The sequence below is a fragment of the Prevotella sp. LMAG:51 genome (genome assembly GCF_008680225.1).
Lineage (GTDB): Bacteria > Bacteroidota > Bacteroidia > Bacteroidales > Bacteroidaceae > Prevotella > Prevotella pectinovora.
Genome location: NZ_NALQ01000010.1, coordinates 1 through 20,830, shown reverse-complemented (window position 1 = coordinate 20,830; position 20,830 = coordinate 1). Strand labels below are relative to the sequence as shown.

At 45.2% G+C, this 20,830-nt stretch carries 16 protein-coding genes, 1 tRNA gene and 1 pseudogene; 10 read left to right on the top strand and 8 right to left on the bottom strand.

Annotated features, from left to right (window positions below; genetic code table 11):
* The first annotated feature begins 3 nt into the window (after positions 1-3).
* The 5 genes from CCC32_RS03695 (at position 4) to CCC32_RS03675 (ending at position 2,996) form a co-directional block, all read left to right on the top strand.
* Positions 4-183, top strand: a complete 180-nt coding sequence (locus CCC32_RS03695; protein WP_022316206.1) for a tetratricopeptide repeat protein — start codon at positions 4-6, stop codon at positions 181-183.
* Between the two features lie 149 nt (positions 184-332).
* Positions 333-566, top strand: coding sequence for a 4Fe-4S dicluster domain-containing protein (locus CCC32_RS03690; protein ID WP_022316207.1), 234 nt, complete (start codon positions 333-335; stop codon positions 564-566).
* 3 nt (positions 567-569) lie between these two features.
* Positions 570-1,670: a 3-methyl-2-oxobutanoate dehydrogenase subunit VorB gene (locus tag CCC32_RS03685; protein ID WP_042517202.1), complete on the top strand. Its 1,101-nt coding sequence runs from the start codon at positions 570-572 to the stop codon at positions 1,668-1,670.
* Between the two features lie 19 nt (positions 1,671-1,689).
* A complete protein-coding gene (locus CCC32_RS03680) occupies positions 1,690-2,457 on the top strand; it encodes a thiamine pyrophosphate-dependent enzyme (protein ID WP_022316209.1) in 768 nt (255 codons plus the stop codon).
* Positions 2,454-2,996 carry a 2-oxoacid:ferredoxin oxidoreductase subunit gamma family protein gene (locus CCC32_RS03675; RefSeq protein ID WP_042517200.1) on the top strand — a complete coding sequence of 181 codons (543 nt, stop codon included), beginning with the start codon at positions 2,454-2,456 and terminating at the stop codon, positions 2,994-2,996. Before CCC32_RS03680 ends, CCC32_RS03675 begins: the two co-directional genes overlap by 4 nt.
* Before the next feature lie 113 nt (positions 2,997-3,109).
* Here the strand turns inward: CCC32_RS03675 and CCC32_RS03670 are convergent, their stop codons facing one another.
* The 6 genes from CCC32_RS03670 to CCC32_RS03645 form a co-directional block, all read right to left on the bottom strand.
* Positions 3,110-6,277, bottom strand: coding sequence for an efflux RND transporter permease subunit (locus CCC32_RS03670; RefSeq protein ID WP_287072409.1), 3,168 nt, complete (start codon positions 6,275-6,277; stop codon positions 3,110-3,112).
* Positions 6,278-6,295: 18 nt separating this feature from the next.
* Complete coding sequence (locus CCC32_RS03665; RefSeq protein WP_044066244.1) at positions 6,296-7,354, bottom strand: efflux RND transporter periplasmic adaptor subunit; 1,059 nt, start codon at positions 7,352-7,354, stop codon at positions 6,296-6,298.
* Between the two features lie 243 nt (positions 7,355-7,597).
* Positions 7,598-7,671, bottom strand: a tRNA-Arg gene (locus CCC32_RS03660).
* Between the two features lie 98 nt (positions 7,672-7,769).
* On the bottom strand, positions 7,770-9,002 hold the full coding sequence (locus tag CCC32_RS03655) for an MFS transporter (RefSeq protein ID WP_022316213.1): 1,233 nt from the start codon (positions 9,000-9,002) through the stop codon (positions 7,770-7,772).
* 21 nt (positions 9,003-9,023) lie between these two features.
* Positions 9,024-9,845 (bottom strand): 3-methyl-2-oxobutanoate hydroxymethyltransferase, encoded by an 822-nt coding sequence (gene panB / locus CCC32_RS03650; protein WP_287072406.1) that lies wholly within the window; start codon positions 9,843-9,845, stop codon positions 9,024-9,026.
* A gap of 55 nt (positions 9,846-9,900) precedes the next feature.
* Complete coding sequence (locus CCC32_RS03645) at positions 9,901-10,557, bottom strand: HAD family hydrolase (RefSeq protein WP_287072404.1); 657 nt, start codon at positions 10,555-10,557, stop codon at positions 9,901-9,903.
* Between the two features lie 414 nt (positions 10,558-10,971).
* On the opposite strand from CCC32_RS03645, the gene CCC32_RS03640 reads away from it, so the two are divergent.
* Both CCC32_RS03640 and buk read left to right on the top strand, forming a co-directional pair.
* Positions 10,972-11,892: a phosphate acyltransferase gene (locus tag CCC32_RS03640; protein ID WP_287072403.1), complete on the top strand. Its 921-nt coding sequence runs from the start codon at positions 10,972-10,974 to the stop codon at positions 11,890-11,892.
* Between the two features lie 33 nt (positions 11,893-11,925).
* Positions 11,926-13,026, top strand: coding sequence for a butyrate kinase (gene buk / locus CCC32_RS03635; RefSeq protein ID WP_022316217.1), 1,101 nt, complete (start codon positions 11,926-11,928; stop codon positions 13,024-13,026).
* 434 nt (positions 13,027-13,460) lie between these two features.
* Here the strand turns inward: buk and CCC32_RS03630 are convergent, their stop codons facing one another.
* Both CCC32_RS03630 and CCC32_RS03625 read right to left on the bottom strand, forming a co-directional pair.
* Entirely contained in the window at positions 13,461-17,471 is a 4,011-nt protein-coding gene (locus CCC32_RS03630) for an AlbA family DNA-binding domain-containing protein (protein WP_287072401.1), read from the bottom strand.
* Positions 17,472-17,772: 301 nt separating this feature from the next.
* Complete coding sequence (locus CCC32_RS03625; RefSeq protein ID WP_287072398.1) at positions 17,773-18,699, bottom strand: tyrosine-type recombinase/integrase; 927 nt, start codon at positions 18,697-18,699, stop codon at positions 17,773-17,775.
* A 223-nt stretch (positions 18,700-18,922) separates the two neighbouring features.
* On the opposite strand from CCC32_RS03625, the gene CCC32_RS03620 reads away from it, so the two are divergent.
* The 3 genes and pseudogenes from CCC32_RS03620 to CCC32_RS03610 all read left to right on the top strand — a co-directional run.
* The gene (locus CCC32_RS03620) at positions 18,923-19,891 is read left to right on the top strand and encodes a restriction endonuclease subunit S (protein WP_502705600.1); all 969 of its coding nucleotides are present in this window, start codon (positions 18,923-18,925) and stop codon (positions 19,889-19,891) included.
* A gap of 118 nt (positions 19,892-20,009) precedes the next feature.
* Positions 20,010-20,558 carry a Panacea domain-containing protein gene (locus CCC32_RS03615; RefSeq protein WP_287072395.1) on the top strand — a complete coding sequence of 183 codons (549 nt, stop codon included), beginning with the start codon at positions 20,010-20,012 and terminating at the stop codon, positions 20,556-20,558.
* Positions 20,555-20,830, top strand: a pseudogene (locus tag CCC32_RS03610) (hypothetical protein); the annotation flags it as partial. The gene CCC32_RS03615 and the pseudogene CCC32_RS03610, both read left to right, overlap by 4 nt.

Sequence of the window (20,830 nt, the reverse complement as noted above, 5' to 3'; positions counted from 1 at the left end):
ATCATGACGGCAGAAGAATTTTACATGGAAGGAAGGGAGTTTCAGCGTGCTGGAAACTGGCAGGAGGCTATCCGCTGCTATAATGAAGCGATAGCTCTAGATGCAGAATGCGCTGCCGTTGAGGCCAAGAGGATGGTTATGGACATCCTCAACTTCTACAACAAGGATATGTACAACCCATAAACATGATGTGGGTTTGTGCATTTTCTTGTGACTGACGAAAGAAAAATTTAGACTAAAAAGATTTTATAAGCTTAAGGCGATGGACATGAGGAGACGGGTTATCTCCTGTAGTCCTTAACTGTTACCCTTTAATTTAATTTAGAAAAGACATGGGCAAAATCAAAGGATCAATTGTAGTTAACACAGACCGCTGCAAAGGCTGCTCTCTGTGTGTTGTAGCTTGTCCTAAGGATGTCATCGCATTGTCTGACAAACATGTCAATGTGAACGGTTATCCTTATGCCGTGGCTGTACGCCCCGATGATTGTATCGGTTGTGCGTCGTGTGGTATCGTATGTCCTGATGGATGTATCAGTGTTTACAAAAAACGTATGGAGGATTAAGCAATGGCAGAAAAAGAAATTCTTTTAATGAAAGGAAATGAGGCTATCGCTCACGCAGCAATCCGTTGCGGATGTGATGCTTATTTCGGTTATCCTATCACACCTCAGAGTGAGGTGATCGAGACTCTTGCAGAGCTCAAGCCATGGGAGACAACTGGTATGGTAGTTCTCCAGGCTGAGAGTGAGGTGGCATCCATCAACATGGTTTATGGAGCGGCAGGTGCAGGTAAGAAGGTATTCACTTCTTCATCAAGCCCTGGTGTAGCCCTTATGCAGGAGGGAATCTCTTATATGGCAGGTGCTGAGCTTCCAGGTGTATTCATCAACGTGCAGCGTGGTGGTCCTGGTCTGGGAACTATCCAGCCTTCACAGAGTGACTATTTCCAGTCTACTCGTGGTGGTGGTAATGGTGACTATTATGTTATCGTTCTCGCTCCATCTTCAGTTCAGGAGATGGCAGACTTCATGGATCTCGCTTTCACACTTGCATTCAAGTATCGCATGCCAGCGATGATTCTTAGCGACGGTGTTATCGGTCAGATGATGGAGAAGGTGGTATTGCCACCAGTTAAGCCACGTCGTACCGAGGAGGAAATCAAGAAAGAATGTCCTTGGGCTACATTCGGTCGCACACCAGACCGTAAGCCAAACATCATCACTTCTCTTGAGTTGCAGCCAGAGGTCATGGAAATCCGTAACCAGAAGCTTCTCAAGAAGTATGAGCTGGTAAAGGAGAATGAGGTTAGATATGAGACTTCACAGTGTGAGGATGCTGACTATCTGTTTGTTGCATTCGGTAGTGCAGCCCGTATCTCAGAGAAGGCAATGGAGCTCGCTCGCGAGGCTGGCTTGAAGGTCGGACTCTTCCGTCCTATCACATTGTGGCCTTTCCCGGAGAAGCAGCTTGAGGCTCTTGCTAAGGGCAAGAAGGGTGTTCTCTCTGTTGAGATCAACGCCGGCCAGATGGTAGAGGATGTACGTCTCGCTACCCACGGCACTGTGCCAGTAGAGCATTTCGGCCGTCTTGGTGGTATCGTTCCAGATCCAGAGGAGATTGTAAACTCTCTGAAAGAGAATATCAAGAGCGGAAGATTTAATGGCTAATCTTTAATTTTGAAACAGCATGAAAGAAGATATAATTGCACCAGAGAATCTGGTATATGAAAAACCGTCGTTGATGAACGACACTCCTATGCACTACTGCCCAGGTTGCTCTCATGGAGTTGTTCATAAGCTCGTTGCAGAGGTTATCGAAGAGATGGGCATGCAGGACAAGGCTGTAGGTGTAAGCCCGGTAGGTTGCTCTGTATTCGCATATCGTTATATTGACATCGACTGGTCTGAGGCTGCTCACGGACGTGCTCCTGCAGTTGCTACTGGTATCAAGCGTTGCTGGCCAGACCGTCTCGTGTTCACATATCAGGGTGATGGTGACTTGGCTTGTATTGGTACAGCTGAGACAATCCACGCACTGAACCGTGGTGAGAACATCACTATCATCTTCATCAACAATGCCATTTATGGTATGACTGGTGGTCAGATGGCTCCTACTACATTGCTCGGACAGAAGACTGTAACTTGTCCTTATGGCCGTACACCGGAGCTTCACGGATACCCATTGAAGATGACAGAAATCGCTGCCACACTTCAGGGTACATGCTATGTTACACGCCAGAGCGTTGACACAGTAGCAGCTATCCGTTCAGCAAAGAAGGCTATCCGCAAGGCTTTCGAGGCTTCTATGCAGGGCAAGGGCTCAAGCCTCGTAGAGATTACAAGTACATGTAACAGTGGTTGGAAACTCTCTCCTGTAAAGGCAAACGAGTGGTTGCGTGAGAAAATGTTCGAATTCTATCCGAAAGGAGACCTTAAAAATACTATAGACGAATGAAAAAAGAAATAATCATATCAGGATTTGGTGGTCAGGGCGTTCTTTCCATGGGTAAGATCTTAGCTTACTCTGGTCTTATGGAAGACAAGGAAGTAACATGGATGCCAGCTTACGGACCAGAGCAGCGTGGTGGTACTGCCAACGTTACTGTAATCGTAAGCGATGAGCGTATTTCATCACCAGTGCTCAGCAAGTTTGACATTGCTATTGTACTCAACCAGCCATCACTCGACAAGTTCGAGTCTCGCGTTAAGCCAGGTGGTATCCTCATCTACGAGGGAAATGGTATCATCACCCCCCCAACCCGCACCGACATTGACATCTATCGCATCGATGCTATGGACAAGGCTGCAGAGCTTAAGAATACCAAGGTGTTTAATATGATCGTACTTGGTGGTATGCTCAAGGTTTCTCCTGTGGTTAGTGAGAATGGTGTTGAGAAGGCTCTATTCAAGACTCTTCCTGAGCGTCACCACAAGTTGATTCCTCTGAACATGGAGGCTATCAAGATTGGTGGAGACATCATGCAGAAGCAGTAATATTTCAACTTCTTATATAACAAAATGGGGGTATGTCGTATTTGGCATACCCTCATTTTGTAGTATTTTGAGTTTGCTTGGCTTTTCGTCAAGTAATACTGCTTGTTTGGTTGCTATAGAATATTTGTTTTCTTCTTCCTTAAGCTATACTTTCCGTGCTTGTCAAACACGAGCCAGTATAGCACAGGCAGGATTGTGGCTATGAGAACCATCGAGATTAGTGTGCCGAAGAATATCACAGCACCCATTGGCGACCATAACGTGTTGTTTTCCAACATCATCGGCAATACGCCCACTGAGGCTGCTGCTGATGTGAGGAAGATAGGGCGCATGCGTCGCTCGCCGGCTTGGAAGGCGGCATCGCGTATTGACAGTCCTTTGTCGCGCCGGAGTTCCTCGGCATAGTCGAGCATGATGATACCGTTGCGCACAAGTATTCCCATCAGACTGACAACACCCAATACACATGTCAGGCTGACGTCATATCCCGTGATGAAGAGTCCTATGGCTGCTCCGAAGATGCAGAGCGACATTGAAGAGAGATTTACCAATGCCAGACTGATGCGTTTGAAATGGAAGAGGAGAATGAAGAATATCACCAGTATTGCAACCATCACTCCTGATATCACTTGCGGCATGGTTTCAGCATCTTTTTCCGACATACCTCCTACTTCCCATGTGAGATCCGGGTCGAGTGAGAGTCCGGCAACCTTTGTCTTTAGCTCTTCAGACAGCTTGTTGGCGTTATATCCTCGTAATGGTTCGCCCACGATAGATATTGTGCGGACACCATTACGGCGTATTATGCTGCCGTCATGCCAGTCAGGTGAAATCTTTGCCAACTGCCGTAGCGGTACGCTGGCAGTTCCACCCATTACGGGGATGTATTCATTTGCCAAATCACTGTCGTTTTCCGATTTCAGTACCATTTTCACCGGGTAATCGCCTTCCCAGAGAGTAGACATCGGTAAACCGCTGCCGAAATGAATTGCCAGGTCAGCAGAGAGGATAGTCTTGTTCACACCCAGTCTGTTTGCCTCTGTAGCATCCGGTGTAACCCTTATTCCAGGCTGCGGTTCCTCGTAATTTGTTCGTATCAGGTTTATTCCCTCCACCTCATGCATGCAGGCGGCAATCTGTTTGGCAGCCTTTTTCAGGTCGCTGATACTGTCGCCGCTCACTCTTATCTCGATTGGATATGAAGCGGAGTTATAGTCCATCTGCTTGAAGCGGATATAGCAATCCGGGAAATAGTTGGAATAATGGTCGGCATACTTGTTGAGCACCTCCTCCGTAGCATCATTGCTCACGGTATTTACAATAAACTGTGCGAAGTTTGGCCCGCCAATCTGTGGAGCGTATGTAGTGTGGAAACGTGGTGATCCTTGTCCGATAAACATCGTTACGGCAGTCACCTTGGGGTCTCGTTTCAGAATATTAGCCATGGAGTCGGCAATCATTGATGTCTTTTCAGCTGTCGTACCGTTGGGAAGATAGAATTCAACGGCAAACTGGTTGCGCTCTGCGATAGGCATCATTCGCTGTGGCAGTTTCACGAATATCATGGCTCCAGTGGCAACCAGAGCGGCTCCTATGACAAGCGTGGTGCGTGGAAAGGCAAAACAACGGTTCAACAACCACGTATATCCCGTTTGCAGATAGTCAAGAGGTTTCTTCTTTGCGTTAGGTTTCGGTGTGCTGGATATGCCTTGGTGTATCACGATATATTGCAGATAAGGAGTAAGCAGCAGTGATACTGTCAGCGAAATGCTCAAGATGATAAACATCGCCCATGGGAACGACTGCACGAAATCGCCCATATCACCGTGCATGGTGAACAGAAACGGGAAAAAGGTCAGTGAGATGCTCAGTGTGGCAGATAGCACCGACATGAAGAATTCTCTCGGGGCTGCTATGGCAGCATGCCATCTAGACATGCCGTGTCCCAGTTTTTCCATGTAGTTGTCAATAATCACTACGGAGTCGTCTACTACCATTCCCAATGTCACTATGAGTGCTGCCAGTGTCACAGTGTTCAGTTCCATGCTGAAGAGATAGAAAATGCCGATTGACGTGAATATGGTAATTGGAATGCTGAGGGCAGAAACCTCAGCCACGCGTCTTGGCATCAGCAGGATGACCACAATGATGACCGAAATGACCGAGATGAGCAGCTCCTGCAGAAAGTTCATAACCGATTCGTTCACCACTTTGCTTTGGTCGGTGATGGTGGCGATATGCACATCTTTTGGCAAGGTCTCCTCAAACTCGTCCAATGCCTTGTGGACATCATTTCCCATCTTCACAATGTCGTTTCCTGGTCGCATTTCGATAGACAGGAGCACACATTTGTTGCCATTGCTCTTTATGTATTTCTCCTGTTTCGGGTATTCCCTCGTTATGCGTGCAATGTCTTTGAGCCTCACGATGTTGCCTTTCGGGTCGGAATATACAATCTGTTCCGCCACATCACGCTCGTTGTTGTAGGAGTCGGTGATATGGATAGGCAGAGTTAGATTGCCCATGTCCAGACTTCCGCTTATAGTGGTGAATCCCTGAAGCGCCAGTTCGTTGAGTATCTTGAAGGGTCCGATGCCATATTTCGACAGCTTGTTCTGGTCCAGATAAATGCTTATCTGTTCGTTCTGCAAACCGTATGTCCGGAGGTTGGATATGGCGTCGATGCGTCGGAGCCTGTCTTTCAGGTTGTCTATATAGGTGTTTAGTTCCCGGTAAGTCTTCTGTTTGCTTTCAATCGTTATGAGCAAAGCCGATGTCTCGGCAATATCGTCTACCGCCTGCAATGCGATTACTCCAGAAGGCAGTGAAGACTTGAATGCCTGCAGTCCATGTTTGAACTTGCTCCAGAAAGCATCTTTGTCTTCCACATAGTCGTTCAGTTCCATGAATGCAATCAGCATGCCGTCTTTGCTCTGTGTGTATGTCTTCTTTTTGTTCACCTCTTTATATCCGAAGATGAAATTCTCCAGAGGTTTCGCTACCCGTTCTTCCACCTCTGCCGATGTGGCACCCGGATATACTGCTACGCATGCACCTTGGCGTACCGTGAACTGCGGCATCTCCTGCTTAGGCATCGTGGCGAGTCCCAGTATTCCAAGGAGCACGAGCATTCCCATAAGCAATATCACGATATTGTGGTTACACATCGCAGCCTCTATGAATGACCGTTTTATCACCCGGTTAGGTTTCCTCGTGAGGCGCGCTTTGATGTGTTCCCGAAGGGCAGTGTCCTTCTTCTTCGCCTTTTTGTCCATGTCCATGTTATTTCCTTTCCGTCATTATCTGTCCATACCCTTGCCGGTGTCCACTCTCATTCCCTCAGACACCTTCTGCTGGCCGTTTACTATAACTTGGTCGCCTGGTTTCAGTCCAGACAGGATTATAATCCCGTCCCCTTCGAAGTCGCCGGTCTCCACACGCTGCTGATGCGCCTTCCCGTCTACTACAGTCCAAACGAATCTAGAATTGTCCACATCCAGTTCTATGCTTTGTGGTGGCACGATGATATGCGCCTGTTCTTTTGTTGCGCCGCCCGTAACGTTGGCGTTGCACACCATGCCGGGGAGAAGACGCCCATGAGTGTTGGCGATACCCACTTTTATGTCATAAGTATGTGATATGGGATTGGCGTCGATGCCCTTTTCCGAAACCGTTCCATAGAATACAGCATTGTCAAGTGCAGCAACCGTCAGTTTCACCTTGTCGCCGATGCGTAGATGTGATATCTCGCTTTCTGGAACAGAAACCTTCGCGTTTACCTGTTCCACATCAGCCAACTTCAGTACGGGTTGTCCTGGCAGGACGTACGTTCCCAAATCCGCATTCTTTGAGGCTATCACTCCGGCAAAAGGAGCCGTGAGCGTGGTGTGCGACAGTTGTTGGCGGGCTATGCTCTCTGCCGCTTTCGCCTGTTCCAGTTTGCTTTCAATATCCACCCATTGCAGTTCGGAAATCGTTCCTGCCTTATGCAGGGGCAGAAATCTCCTATATGCGTCTTCCGCCTGCTTCAGAGCAGTCATCGTACTTTTGTGAGCCTCCCTCACTGTGGTCGGGTTTATGGTGGCGAGCACTTGTCCTTTGCTCACTCTGTCTCCCTCATCCACTCTTATGGAAGTGATGTTGCCGGCAATCTCGAAACTTAGTGTTGACCCTATTTTTTCTTCTATAGTCCCGACATAATCTTTAGTTTCTCCAAGCGCTGTACTGCCCACGGTGATAGTCTCCGTTTTGATTGTCTTCTGCTCCTTCTTCTTCGCTTGTTTTGAGCATCCTGTCAGTAGTAATCCGCCGACAATAAATGCCACAAGCCATCCTGTAACTGTATTTTTCCTTTTCATCTCAATGTCAAATTTATACCTCAAATAATTATATGATGTTCAATAATGCAAAGGTATGTCTTTTATGCGGAAGCAAAATGCCGTGCTGGGATAAAAAATGTAAAAAGGGAAACGAAAGACGTGGTTTCCGTCACCAAATCCGGCAGCAGTCCCCGATTTGGTTTTAATAATTATTGTGGAGATTATAAAACAAAAAGAGGCATTTACTTTCGTAAACACCTCTTGATGAAATCTAATTCTTAGTGACTCCGACAGGATTCAAACCTGTAACCTTCTGATCCGTAGTCAGATGCTCTATTCAGTTGAGCTACGGAGCCATATTTCTGAATTGCGAGTGCAAAGGTATGGATTTATTTTTAATCTGCAAAATATCCGTGGACTTTTTTTGAAAATCACTTGATTTTTGATTTCTATTTTACATATTCCTCTCTATCTTGTCAGAAATATACTTTTTTGTGATGAAGAAATATGACAATGCTGCAATAATGCTGCTTGTCAACAGGATGTAGTAAATATTGTCTGTTGTAAATTCGCAGACAGGGTTTTGTGGGGCTGCGGTCATCAAGCTTGTGAATAATCCGATGCTTATTCCCAATTCCAGAGTCAGGAAATATGTGCTCAAGGCAGAGCCGCGCTGACAATGGTCTGCTGTCTCGATGAAGCATGAATGATGTACAGACATCAGTATCGTTGCCGCCGCTCCTGATGCCACCATACAGATGAGATGCAGCAAGGGATTTACTGTCAATGCCCTTATTGCCAGAATCAGCGATGCCGCAAGCAGCGCATAGCCAATGGCCGGCAGCATTGTAGTGGTGTGATTTCCGCCGCAGAGAGTGAATTTGCATTTCGTGGTCTGTGATTTGCGGAAGAAGATGATGTATATTGCCAATATTGCCAGCAGAATACCAGCCAATATGCCGGCAAACTCTTTCATTTGTCTTATGCAGATGATCACGGTTCCTATTACTATGCCGATGGCGATGTTCGGGATAATGATCGGCAGACTTGACACCACGAAGAAACGGTCGCATGACATTCTCTTCAGGGTTTCTTCCGGGGCCTTGAACGGGAACTTGATGCTCGACATTATATATATCGCGATGAAACAAGATGCCATGGCGGTATACAGTACATTCTGTATGTTGGATTCTATCACCATCAGCAGTCCGATTGATCCTCCGGCAGGAATTGCCGCCAGATGCGTCCATGCCATGATGGTGTTTGCTTTTGTGCGGTGGTCAGAGTCGCAGCAGTCTATTGTCAGCGTGCTGCTGAGAATCATCAGCGACAAACCGAAGAAAGCTCCCATCAACCCCCTTGTCGCGAGGAGGAAGACGGGACTTTCCTGTATTATTCCTTTGAGCAGGAATTCATCCATCAGATACGTCGTTGCCAGAATTGTCAGCGCCATACATGCCGTTGACAATATGCAGACTTTGTTGCGTCTGTATCTCTGGATGAGATATGAACAGAATAAGCCAAAGGCGAATACCGATACTCCCGGCATTCCCGTCCATGATGCTATCTGTGTCTGTGATAGTTCCAGGACAGAAGACAGAATCTCCGGCATTGTCGGAATCAGCATATACATTGCCGCGGCAATGAAAAATGTAGAAGTAGTCAGTTTCCAGAAGTCAGTATGCATTTGGCGTTGTTTTAGTTAATATCAATACGATTCCTCGCTGTTGGGGAAATCGCTGCTCTTCACATCTCTTATGTAGTTGCCTATGGCGTCGGTAATGACGGTGTTGAGGTCGGCATATCTGCGCAGGAATTTAGGACTGAATCCCTTTGTCATTCCGAGCATGTCGTCCACCACGAGAATCTGTCCGTCAGTTCCGTTTCCGGCTCCGATACCGATTGTAGGGATGGTCAGTTCCTTGCTCACCTTTGTGGCAAGACTTGCCGGCACCTTTTCGAATACCACAGAGAAGCATCCTGCTTCCTGGAGCAGCAAAGCGTCAGAAACGAGTTTCTCAGCCTCAGCCTCCTCTTTTGCGCGCACGGCATAAGTTCCGAATTTGTTGATGCTCTGCGGAGTCAGTCCGAGATGTGCCATAACAGGGATGCCGGCATCCAATATACCCTTCACGGTATCAATGATTTCCACTCCGCCCTCAAGTTTCAGAGCGTCGCATCCGCTTTCCTTCATTATCTTGATGGCGTTTTTCACGCCCTCTTTTCTGTCCACCTGATAGCTTCCGAACGGCATGTCGCATACCACGAGAGCTCTTTTTACTGCTCTTGCCACGGAACTTGCGTGATAGATCATCTGGTCTATCGTAATAGGTAGGGTAGTGCTGTTGCCCACCATCACGTTAGAGGCAGAGTCGCCTATCAGAATACCGTCGATACCGGCACCGTCAACGATACCAGCTGTGGTAAAGTCGTATGACGTCAACATTGAGATTTTCTCTCCACGCTCCTTCATTTCGATGAAACGATGGGTCGTAACCTTTCGGTTGTCGCTTACTAAATAACCTGACATTTTCTTTTCTTGTTTTTTTATTTCTTTAATTGGTTTATACTCATTATTATGTTCATCAGGCATCTTGTCCCAATGATTTCATTATTCCTTCGTAACTCAAGCCAACGTAGTCGTCAACAACGGTGTCTGAGTATGGTTCTATTGCCTCATGGGAGTTTGTCGTTGCAAATCCCACTACGAACATTTTTGCAGCCCTTCCTGATTTCAGTCCGTTGAAGCTGTCCTCCAGAACCACGCATTCGTCAGAAGTCAGTCCAAAACGCTTTGCGGCTTTCAGATAGCAGTCTGGCGACGGTTTGCTCTCGTCGAAGTCTTCTGAAGTGAGAATCTCGTCGAAATACCCCTTGAACTCCGGGTGCTTGGCATACACGTTCTTCATCTTCATCACGTTGGAACTTGTCACGACGGCAGTCTTTACGCCGTTCTTGCGTATGTTCTTTACGAAATCCTCAAAGCCTCTGACGTATTCAAACTTCATCTCGTCTTCAAACCTGTCGAGCCTTCTTGTTATCTCTTCCTGCACCGATTGGTCAGGGAAGTATTTGTCGTATATCTCCACAAGGGTCTGTCCCTTGATGAGCTTTTCCATCTCGTGGCTTCCTGGATAGTATTCCTTGAATTGGTTGCCCCAGAATATCGTGTATTGCGGTTCGGTGTCGAACACTACGCCGTCAAGGTCGAACAGGGCACCTCTGAACTGTCTTTTATTCATTATTTTTCGATTCATTTTTCTTATAAGTCTGCAAAAGTACTAAAAAATATATTAACACTTGAATTTTGTACGTATAAAATCGTTTTTGTCGGTTTTTCCTTAACTTCCAATGGTTATTGTGCCGTTAATTGCATCAAATTTCAATTGCTTGCAGTCATATTTTTTGCCAGTCGTCTCTACCTTGTCTTTATTCCGGAAACAGTTAACTTTCATTTGTCAATCGAACTGTGAATGAGTGTACTAAATAGCACATCAGGTGTTGACTATTTGTAAATTGCAAAATATTGCAGTATGTTCCAAAATTCGCATTTATTATACATAAAGTCGGAAATCTGCACAAACGACAAAAAAATGTGTAGTTTGGCTTTGTTTCAAAAGTCCTTTGATGTATTTTTGCACAAAAATTATAAGTTTATGCAGTTACTTAATAATTTTAACACCTTAATTAATCGTTTGCAGTCATTGGAAAACAGAAAAAAAGTAGTACTTGTTTGCCCAAATGACTCACATACTGAATACGTGATTAACCGCGCCTTGGAAGAAGGTTTCGTTGATTTCACCCTCGTGCTTGGAGGTACGAGAGCACCGTTCATCGACCGCTTCCTTGCGGACTATCCTGATCATGTTACCGTTCATGAGACAGCCACACCTGACGATGCCGCAGCCTATGCCGTGAAGCTCGTTCACGATGGTGGAGCTGATGTTCTTATGAAGGGTACCCTCAATACCGACAATCTCCTGCGCGCTGTGCTCAACAAGGAATATGGTCTTCTGGAGAAGGGCCATGTGATGACACACGTGACAGTTGTAGAGATACCATCATACGACAAGCTTCTCGTTTTCTCGGATGCTGCCGTTTGCCCACGTCCAACCGACGAGCAGTTCAAGGCTATCCTTGGTTATGTTCTTGGAGTTTGCCGCAGTCTCGGTGCCGAAAGCCCGAAGGTTGCCCTTATCCATTGCACAGAGAAGGTGAGCGAGAAGTTCCCACACACATTGAGCTATGAGTCAATGAAGGAGATGGCACGCAATGGCGAGTATGGCGACTGCTGTGTTGATGGTCCTATGGATGTCAAGACAGCCTGCGATTCAGACAGTGGTGCAATCAAGGGCATCAGCTCTCCTGTAGTAGGAAACGCCGATGCTCTGATTTTCCCGAACATCGAGTCCGGAAATGTATTCTACAAGACTCTCACCTTGTTTGCCAAGGCAGAGACAGCCGGAATGCTTTGCGGAACAACCGCTCCTATCGTAGTGGCTTCAAGAGCCGACAGCGGAGAGTCTAAGTTCAACAGCCTTGCCCTTGCTTGTTTGGCAGACAAGGTTAACAAGTAATCAATATTACAAAACTATACAATATTAATCTTAATGAAAATACTTGCTATCAACCCAGGTTCCACTTCTACCAAGTTGGCTATTTATGAAGATGGAAAACAGGTTTGGGCCGGTGGTGCCCATCACGACCTCAATGAAATCGCTCATTTCCATCAGACGATAGATCAGTATGAGTATCGTAAGGAGTTCATCGTGAAGCGTCTGAAAGACGAGGGTATCGCTATGGATTTTGATGCTGTTATGGGTCGTGGCGGTCTGCTTTGCCCACTCAAGGGTGGAGTTTATGCTGTCAACGAGAAGATGAAGCACGACCTGCTTCATACCAAGCACGACCATGTGTGCAACCTCGGAGCTATCATCGCCGATGAGATTGCCAAGGAGTGTGGTTGTCCTGCTTTCATTGCAGACCCTGTTGTAGTAGACGAGTTCCAGTTGAAGGCCCGCGTTTCCGGTGTTCCTGGCATCAAGCGTGAGTCAATCTTCCATGCTCTCAACCAGAAGGCTGTAGCCCGCCGTTACGCCAAGTCTATTGGCAAGAAATACGAAGAGCTCAATCTTATCGTTGTCCACTTGGGAGGTGGTATCTCAGTAGGTGCCCATCGCAAGGGACTCGTGATTGATGTCAACAACGCCCTCAACGGTGAAGGTCCTATCTCTCCGGAGCGTGCCGGAACAGTTCCTTCAGAGGCATTGGCTACTTTATGCTTTAGCGGCAAATATACCCTCAATGAAGTTAAGAAGATGCTCCATGGCAAGGCTGGCCTTGCAGCATATCTTGGTACATCAGATATGATTACCATCGAAGAGAAGGCTATTGAAGGCAAGGAGCCATACAAGACTCTCGTTGCAGCTATGGATTATACCGTGGCAAAGGAGATCGGAGCGATGTTCGTTGCCTTGAAGGGACAATGCGACGCCATTATCCTTACAGGTGGTATAGCATACAGCGATTATTGCGTTGCCGACATCAAGGAGCAGATAGAATATCTTTGTAAGGTAGTCGTTTTGCCGGGAGAGAACGAGATGGAGTCGTTGGCAGAGAATGCTTTCGGAGCATTGACCGGCGAACTTCCTGTTCTGACCTACACAGGCGTTTCTTGCGCAGAGGAGATTCCTGGTATGGCTGAGGCTTAACTGGAGTTTCTTTTCCGTAGATTTTTCATATATTCCGAAATCGGTAATTAAGGCTTGCCGGGATTCTGGTCCTGAGGATAATGCAAGGTTGGTTTTTTACAGATTTGGGATAAAAAATAAAAACAGCTTTCTTCACAGAGAGCTGTTTTTTGATTCAATAGGTATTAGCTTCTAAGGTAAAAAGATTGTATTCAGGATAACTGTTGCAAATTTATAGCGTTTTTGGCTTGTAACAAAATAAATTTATATGTTACATAGCAGGTTTTTGCTGTTTCTTGCCGTTTTAACTTACTTTTTGTAAGCATTATGGATTTTCTTTGTCTTAGAGCCTGTCTGAGCCATGTGAAACATCGGTTTGATGCATGTCAAGATGAAAAACGCAACTCAAACGTTATTGCCTGAGTTGCGTTATTCATTGTCAGTTGAGATGAGGCTTATAATTCTATGCCTATCTTTCTCATTACTTCCTGCTCCTTCTGTCCGTAGCTGGTCAGAGCCTGGAAACCAAGAGAGCTGCGTTTCAGGTTGTGCAGGCGATGCAGTTCTTCGTGATACTCTTTGGCAATGATCTCACAGAAGAATATTTTGGAGAACCCAACGTCAGTAAGCGTGTTGCCGGCAGAAAGCATCTTTCCCTCTTCTATGTTTGAAACATCGTCAAGACGGAGGAACTGTTTCCCCTTGTCATCCTCGTATGCTGTAAGCAGAGCGTCATCCTTACGGGCAGGACAGATGAAGATTGCTTTGCTCTGTGCATACATCTTGTATGAACTGCCTCTGCTCTTGTCTGTCAGCTGGTCCATAGGAATCCTGTTCACCTTGCCGTCTTCATATACGACAATCAGACTGCCCTCAAGTTCATCGTCATGAATGGCGAGCGTCAGGATGCCGTCCTCCCATTCCACTTCGTCCAGCATGCACCAGTTTCCGATTGATTGTATGCGCAGATAGCAGGAAGTGTCAATGCCATAGCCGTCAACCCAGTTTTCTGTGATGTTGCTTCTCAGTTCACTTGTGCCGATTATGTCGTCAGGCAATGCCTTTGTCTTGATTTTGACCGTCTGCTCCTTCTTTTCCTCCTGCTCGGCAGTTTCCTGAACATCGTCTTCTTCTTCCGGTTCCGACACTCTTGTGTCGTATTGGGCGAAGTTTCGTTCTTTCATGATGTCTATCAGTTGCGACTGGTCGATGAGATGTGTTGAAGACCCTTCCCGCAGATAGAAATTGTTGTCGAGCCGCAAAGGAATCGGAGTCTTGCTTGCAGCCACCTTGATGGCATATATCCAGTGCTTGCCTGCCTCAGGATGCTCAATGACGACAGAGGCGTTTACCGAATCGCCGAGAGAAGTGCGAATCTGGTTTCTGACATAGAGGTCGAACTTGTCTTTGCTATCTTCAAAGAATTCCAGGTCGTCGGCAAGACCCTTGGCGGTGCCTGTGTCGTAGACACCGAGATAGAGGGTTCCACCGTATGCGTTTACCATGCCGCAGATCACCTTCATGATGTTGAACGTCTGTTGCTTGATATCCGCACGCATATTGTTGTTTGGAGGGAACACGATTGATGTCTTGAACTCTGTGGTCTGGTTTTCTTCTCCGAACGAGTAGATTTGCGGAAGTTCTACGTTCACGTTCAGAACGCCCCTTATCTTGTTTATGATAGCCTTCTGGTGCTCCTGCAGTCCAAAGCCTTCCGCCATGTTGTATGACAGCATCAGACGTGAGAGCTTGCTGAGAATGTTGTCAGGTTCGTTGTCGTTCACCATGCTCCACAGATACGGGTTCTTGTCTTGCTGTCCGAAGCAGTTCACGATTCTCATTTCCGAGAGGCGCTGCTTGAGGATAGGGAATTTTTCAACGATGTCGCCGTAGTCATTGCCCAGTGCTTCAAGTTCCTCGTCGTTTATCTTGCCATTCTCGCCATAGTCTTCCAGTATGCTGAGGAAGTGCTGCCTTTGTTCCAGATATAGCATCATCGCCTTGTCGTCGATCATCTTTGACAGGATGTGGGCTATCGACAGGAACGCATAGGCACGGATATTGTCGGTTTCCAACACCGCCTTATGGTCGAAGATGTTGATGATTTCTTTCATGTAGTCCAGTTCGAAGATGTCTTCAGATGCCGCCATCGCTTCTTCTTCCAGTTCTTCCTCTGTTTCCTCGTATAGCTCATCCTTGTACTCATGAAGCACGCTTTCTGCTGCCTCTTTGATGACAACCGCCTTTTCTCCAATACCGGTTATTTCTCCCTGTATTGCGTTTGGTCGGGAAGCGTCAGTCACACGAACACTTACCGTGTCGCCGATGTTTAACTGGGCGAACTCATCAGAGGGATGTATGAAGATGCCATAGCCGTATTCTGTAACACCACAGAAGATATCATTCTTTGGATCGTAGTAGAATATGGTGCAGTCAGACTCTTCGCCGAAACTAACCTGATCTTTGATTAGCCCGTCAATGAATGACACGGCGTCAAACATATAGGTGCGCACCTCGTCGTTTGGGCTGCCAACGGAATTTACCCTTGCCTTGAACAGGATAGGCTTGCCGTCGATGTAGAAAGAATCGATGTCCAGTTGTGGGTCGTAATGGAACAGACCGATGGAGCCTCCTTTCTGGTATGTGTCAATCCAGCCCTCGCCCTCATATTGGTCATCCTCAATTCTGCAGTAAAACCTGTTTTGATGGTACTCGTCCTTCCAGAGCACTCTGATGGTGACAGTTGTGCCCACCTCTGGGGCAATCTTGCGTTGGGGGTGTATGGATGGCGTCTTCTTCTCCTCAAAAAGGGCGTTTTCCACTTTCTTCCAATAGTCTTTCCACATTCTTACTTTTGCCTTCTTTCCGATAGAGTATTTGCCGGGTTGGTCAAGGAATATCTGCAGGTTGAACCATCCTGGGAAATCCTGCGGGAGTATGTTCTTCTCTTTTGAGGCAGAAGAAGACCTTGCTATTGTTATGCTGTCGGCACTTACGGTGAAGCGCACGTTGTGAGCCTCGTATGAGCGTGTGAGGAAGGTAGTGCTGCTTTCCTTGGTTGCCGCCATCTGGTATGCCAGAAGTTCCGTCTGTCTGAAATCCCTGCCCCATGAGAAGTCTTTCATCTTGTCTTCAGACACCACAAGGGTGGTGAATGCCCTGTCTGCAAGCTGTTCGGCGAGGTTGTGGGTGTGGTCGTTGTCGCCAAGCACATTTCTGCTCCTTGTGAATGATAGATAGTGGAACAGCAGCGAACGGTATAATGCCACGTTTATGTCCTTGCCGTTGGTCATCAGGAGCAGATAGCATATAGAACGCACCATGCGGCTCAGCAGCAAGTTGTTCTGCTCGTTGTCGATTACTGCCTCGCGGTTTGTCTTCTCCATATTAGACATGACATAGAACTGAAGGAAGCTGGAGAAGGCATCGTTGAATGATGCCGTTTTCCATTCTTTTGCCTTTTCTGCGAGCAGGTCAAGGATGGCGTCGATCTTCTCTTCCAGAAGTTCCGGTTGGAGTGAGAACATGGCAATCAGCAGCCGCATCCTTTTGTGTGGGTGGTAAATATATCCTGAATTGCGGATTTTCCTGAGTATCAGGTCTGTCTCTTCGCTGCATTTCTTTTCGCCGATAAACGAAAGGCATTCAAGATAAGTTTCAGACATCGTCACCCTGTCGGCAATCCATGTCTGGAAATTTTCCCTATCCGACTCGTTGAACTGATGCAGATAATCGGAATCTTCAAGCAGATACAGGCAAATTCTGTGGTAGCATGAGAGTAGAATTTCTTTGTTTTTATTTGAAAGGTTCGGCCATTGTTCCACTTCCACGATGGCTGTTATCGCCTTTATCACCCATTCCGGATTGCCTTGTTCATAATATTCCCTTGCCTCTTCAAATCCGGGATTGGTCGCAAAACTGTACAGGATAAACCTTTGATACCTTTCTTCGATGCCGCTTTTCCTCAGCAGTTCCTTGGGGCTTATGCAGTTTACAATAACGTCCTTTTTCGTGTTTTCAAGTATCAGAATCATCTTGTTCAGGCTTGGCCTTGACACCATACATCTGATTTTCTGGTTTGGCACTAAGAATGTGTTCTTTTCACATTTTATTCTGAAGGGCACACCATTGTAATCCCTTATGTCATAATACCTGAACTCGTTATTCGGATTATAGGCTTCCTTGTTTACAATGAATGGGTAAACCTTTCCAGATATATAAATGTCTTCGAACATCCGGGCAAAGTTTTGCACGAATACGATGTTGTCGCCGTGTATGTCTTTAACCATACATGGCAATTCCTCCATTTGCAATACTTTTTTGTCGGATTTCTGGAAATCGAACATTCGGATTGCATACTCCCTGTTATTGGCGTTTACGATGAAGAAAGTGTTGTTGCCTTCTTCCCTTAAGGCTTTGATGGGCAGCGTGTAGAATTTGCCCTTTTGAAATGTCTGAACTGTCATTGTTGTTTGATTTAATGGTTATTGCTTATTATTGAAATTTTAGGTTGTGCTCCAATCTCGATGAAGCTAAAATCCGCTTTCCTTGTCTCGGGATTTGGGACAATGCAAATTTACGGATTTTATCATTAACTTGGTTCGGTTGCGGAAGAAAAAATACGGATGAGGTCTTGACGTGTTTCCTTTAAGCGGTCATTTCAATTGTTTATTTTGTTGCATCATACATAGACAAGTAAGCGGAGGATGGGGTGATATGGAGTCACCTCATCCTTTTGCCTTTTATTGCCTATGCTACTATTCTTCCCTATTTTCCCAAAGACTTGAACATCTTGGTGATGCACTTTTTCTTCTGCTCCATGTTCGGGTGAACATAGAGATTAAGGGTTGTTGTGATGTTGGCATGACCGAGCAGTACGCTTACGGTCTTGTAGTCGCAGTTGCTTTCAATGCAGCGTGTGGCAAAGCTGTGGCGCAGTCCGTGATACTTTAGTCGAGGAATGTCAAGATGCGCCATCAACCGATGATAATAGTTGCGATAGGTGCGAGGTTCGGTTGGTTTCTCCTCATTGGTCAGCACATAGAAGTCTGTGTTTACCACCTTTTTCAGAGGTTTCACTATCGCCAGCAGTTCCTTGTTCATCGGTATCTCACGGCATGAGTTCTTGGTCTTGGGTGTGTTGATGACCAACTCCGTGTGCTTGCGTTCTCCCTCCACAATGTAGATGCGTTCAATGGTGCGGTTCACGGTAATTGTGCCGTTGTCGGTATTGATGTCCGACCATTTCAGACCGCAAATCTCACCGATACGCAAGCCTGTGGTCAGACTTATATAGATACCAAGGTTGCGGAATGTGAAGTTCTGTTTGATGAAATCGAGGATCTTTTTGTGGTGTGCCACCGTCAGCACCTCTATTTCCTTGTTGGTCTCTGTCGTGGGGTATTTGATATCCCACTCGCAATAGTTCATCCATTCGTTCTTTACTCCGAACTTCATCACCATTTTCAGGACAATCAGGATGTCCTTCACCGTTTTGATGCTGAGACCGCCATTGAGTTTCTGCAAAACGAACTCCTGCACAAGTTTCTCACTCAGAGCCTCACAATCGCCAAATGATGGCAGAATGTGGTTCTCCAAAACCAACGCATAAGCAGCGTATGTAGACTGCTTTACGTAGCGTTGCTTGTCACTTTTCCAAGCCAACGCAATTTCTCTAATTGTTTTTGTTGTCATTGTAATCCTTAATTTTGAAGGTGTACATAATAATTAGAGAAAATAGACCTCTGATGTCCCAAATCTCAGATTCCCGGAGTTTCAGGGGGAGTGGGAGATGTGCAAGGTTTCTGACTTACTGGATTTCTATTCAACAAACTCACTTAGTTGGGATAAGTTGGAATATGGTACTACAAATATCCAAAACCTTCATTATGGACTAATTCATGTTGGGTTACCAACAATGGTAGATATAGACAAAGATAATCTTCCCAACATTATTGATGGTAATGTTCCTAAGAATTATGAGTTGTGCAAAGAGGGTGATGTTGTTTTTGCCGACGCTTCAGAAGATACAAACGAAGTGGCAAAAGCTGTTGAGTACTATAATTTGAATGGCAAGAAAGTTGTTTGTGGCTTACATACAATTCATGGACGTGACAACAAAAACAAAACAGTTGTCGGCTATAAGGGCTACGCTTTTTCATCAATGTCTTTCCACCATCAAATAAGACGTATTGCACAAGGAACCAAGATATATTCAATCAATAGTAAAAACTTCTCAGAGTGCTATGTTGGTATACCATCAAAGGAAGAACAACAAAAAATCGCGGACTTGCTCCGTCTAATAGATGAGCGCATCGCAACCCAAAACAAAATCATTGACAAGTTGCAGTCCTTAATCAAGGGAATTAGAAATAAACTATTTGAAAATGATAAGGACTGGAGGAAGGCAAAAATACGAGAGTTTTTGTGTATTGGTAATGGCAAAGATTACAAGCATCTTGACTTCGGTGATATTCCAGTCTATGGTACGGGTGGTAAAATGCTTTCTGTTAATGATTTTCTTTATGATGGAGATAGCGTTTGCATAGGTAGAAAAGGAACAATAGATACACCATTGTTCTTAACAGGTAAATTTTGGACAGTGGATACTTTATTCTATACATATGGTTTCAAAGATGTTTTGCCTAAATTCTGCTATTACCTTTTCAAACAAATCAATTGGCAATTATATAATGAAGGTACTGGAGTACCAAGTTTATCCAAATCAACTATCGAGAATATCAAAGTAAGAATTCCGTCAATTGTACAACAGTATAAGATTTGTTATATTTTAGATTCCTATGAAGATAAAATTAAGAATGAAGGGCTAATACTTGATTTGTACTGTTCTCAAAAGCAATACTTGCTTCGTCAGATGTTTGTATGATAACACAATGTAATTGTTAATATTATGTTAAATTCGGACGTCAAATCAGTTAAATGGAAGCTAACACATTGTTGTATAATGAATATGAATTATCTTTGTAATCTGAAGGAGATTTAGTATGACACAGTTTGACAAGCAGAAACTTACAGAGGTTATTCTTTACATATTGAACAAGACAAGGGGGTTGGACTATTACCACGTGTTCAAGATTATATATTTTGCTAATATTGCACATTTGGCAAAATACGGATTTTCTATGGTTTCTGACGAGTTCTGTGCGTTGCCGGATGGTCCTGTTCCTTCAATATTGTATAATTGTATAAAAGACGACGTTCATTGCGATAAAGAGTTGAAAAACATGCTTGATAAGACAGTAGCGAAAGGTACAGATGACGCTTATTATATGTTGGAAGCAAAGCGTGATGCTGACTTGGATTATCTTTCAAAAGCAGATATTGAAGCGTTAGACCAATCAATAGAAGAAAACAGAAATCTTCCTTATGGAGAATTACGTGCAAAATCGCATGGCGAAGAATGGAGTCGTGCTTATAATCAGCAGGGACGTAAAGTAATGGATATTGTCGGCATGGCTAAAGATGGTATGGCATCTGAAGACATGATAGAATATATAAAGGAAAACCTTGCAGTAGAAGCGGCTTTGGCATGACAAATATAGGCGATTTACTTGGAAATGCTGCAAATGAACTTTTACAATCAAGCATTAATGTTGGTGATGTCTATTTGCTAAATCTTGACCCTTCTAATGGCATTACGCCTAAGAACAATGATGCCACACGCAATAAATTTTTCATCGTTCTTGGATTTGATAACGAAGGTAATGTGATAGGTGGGTTGGTGATTAATTCTAAAATAAACTATAATTTACCGTCAACAGTTACCGACTACCAATTACCTATAACCGTTAAACAATGTCCTTTT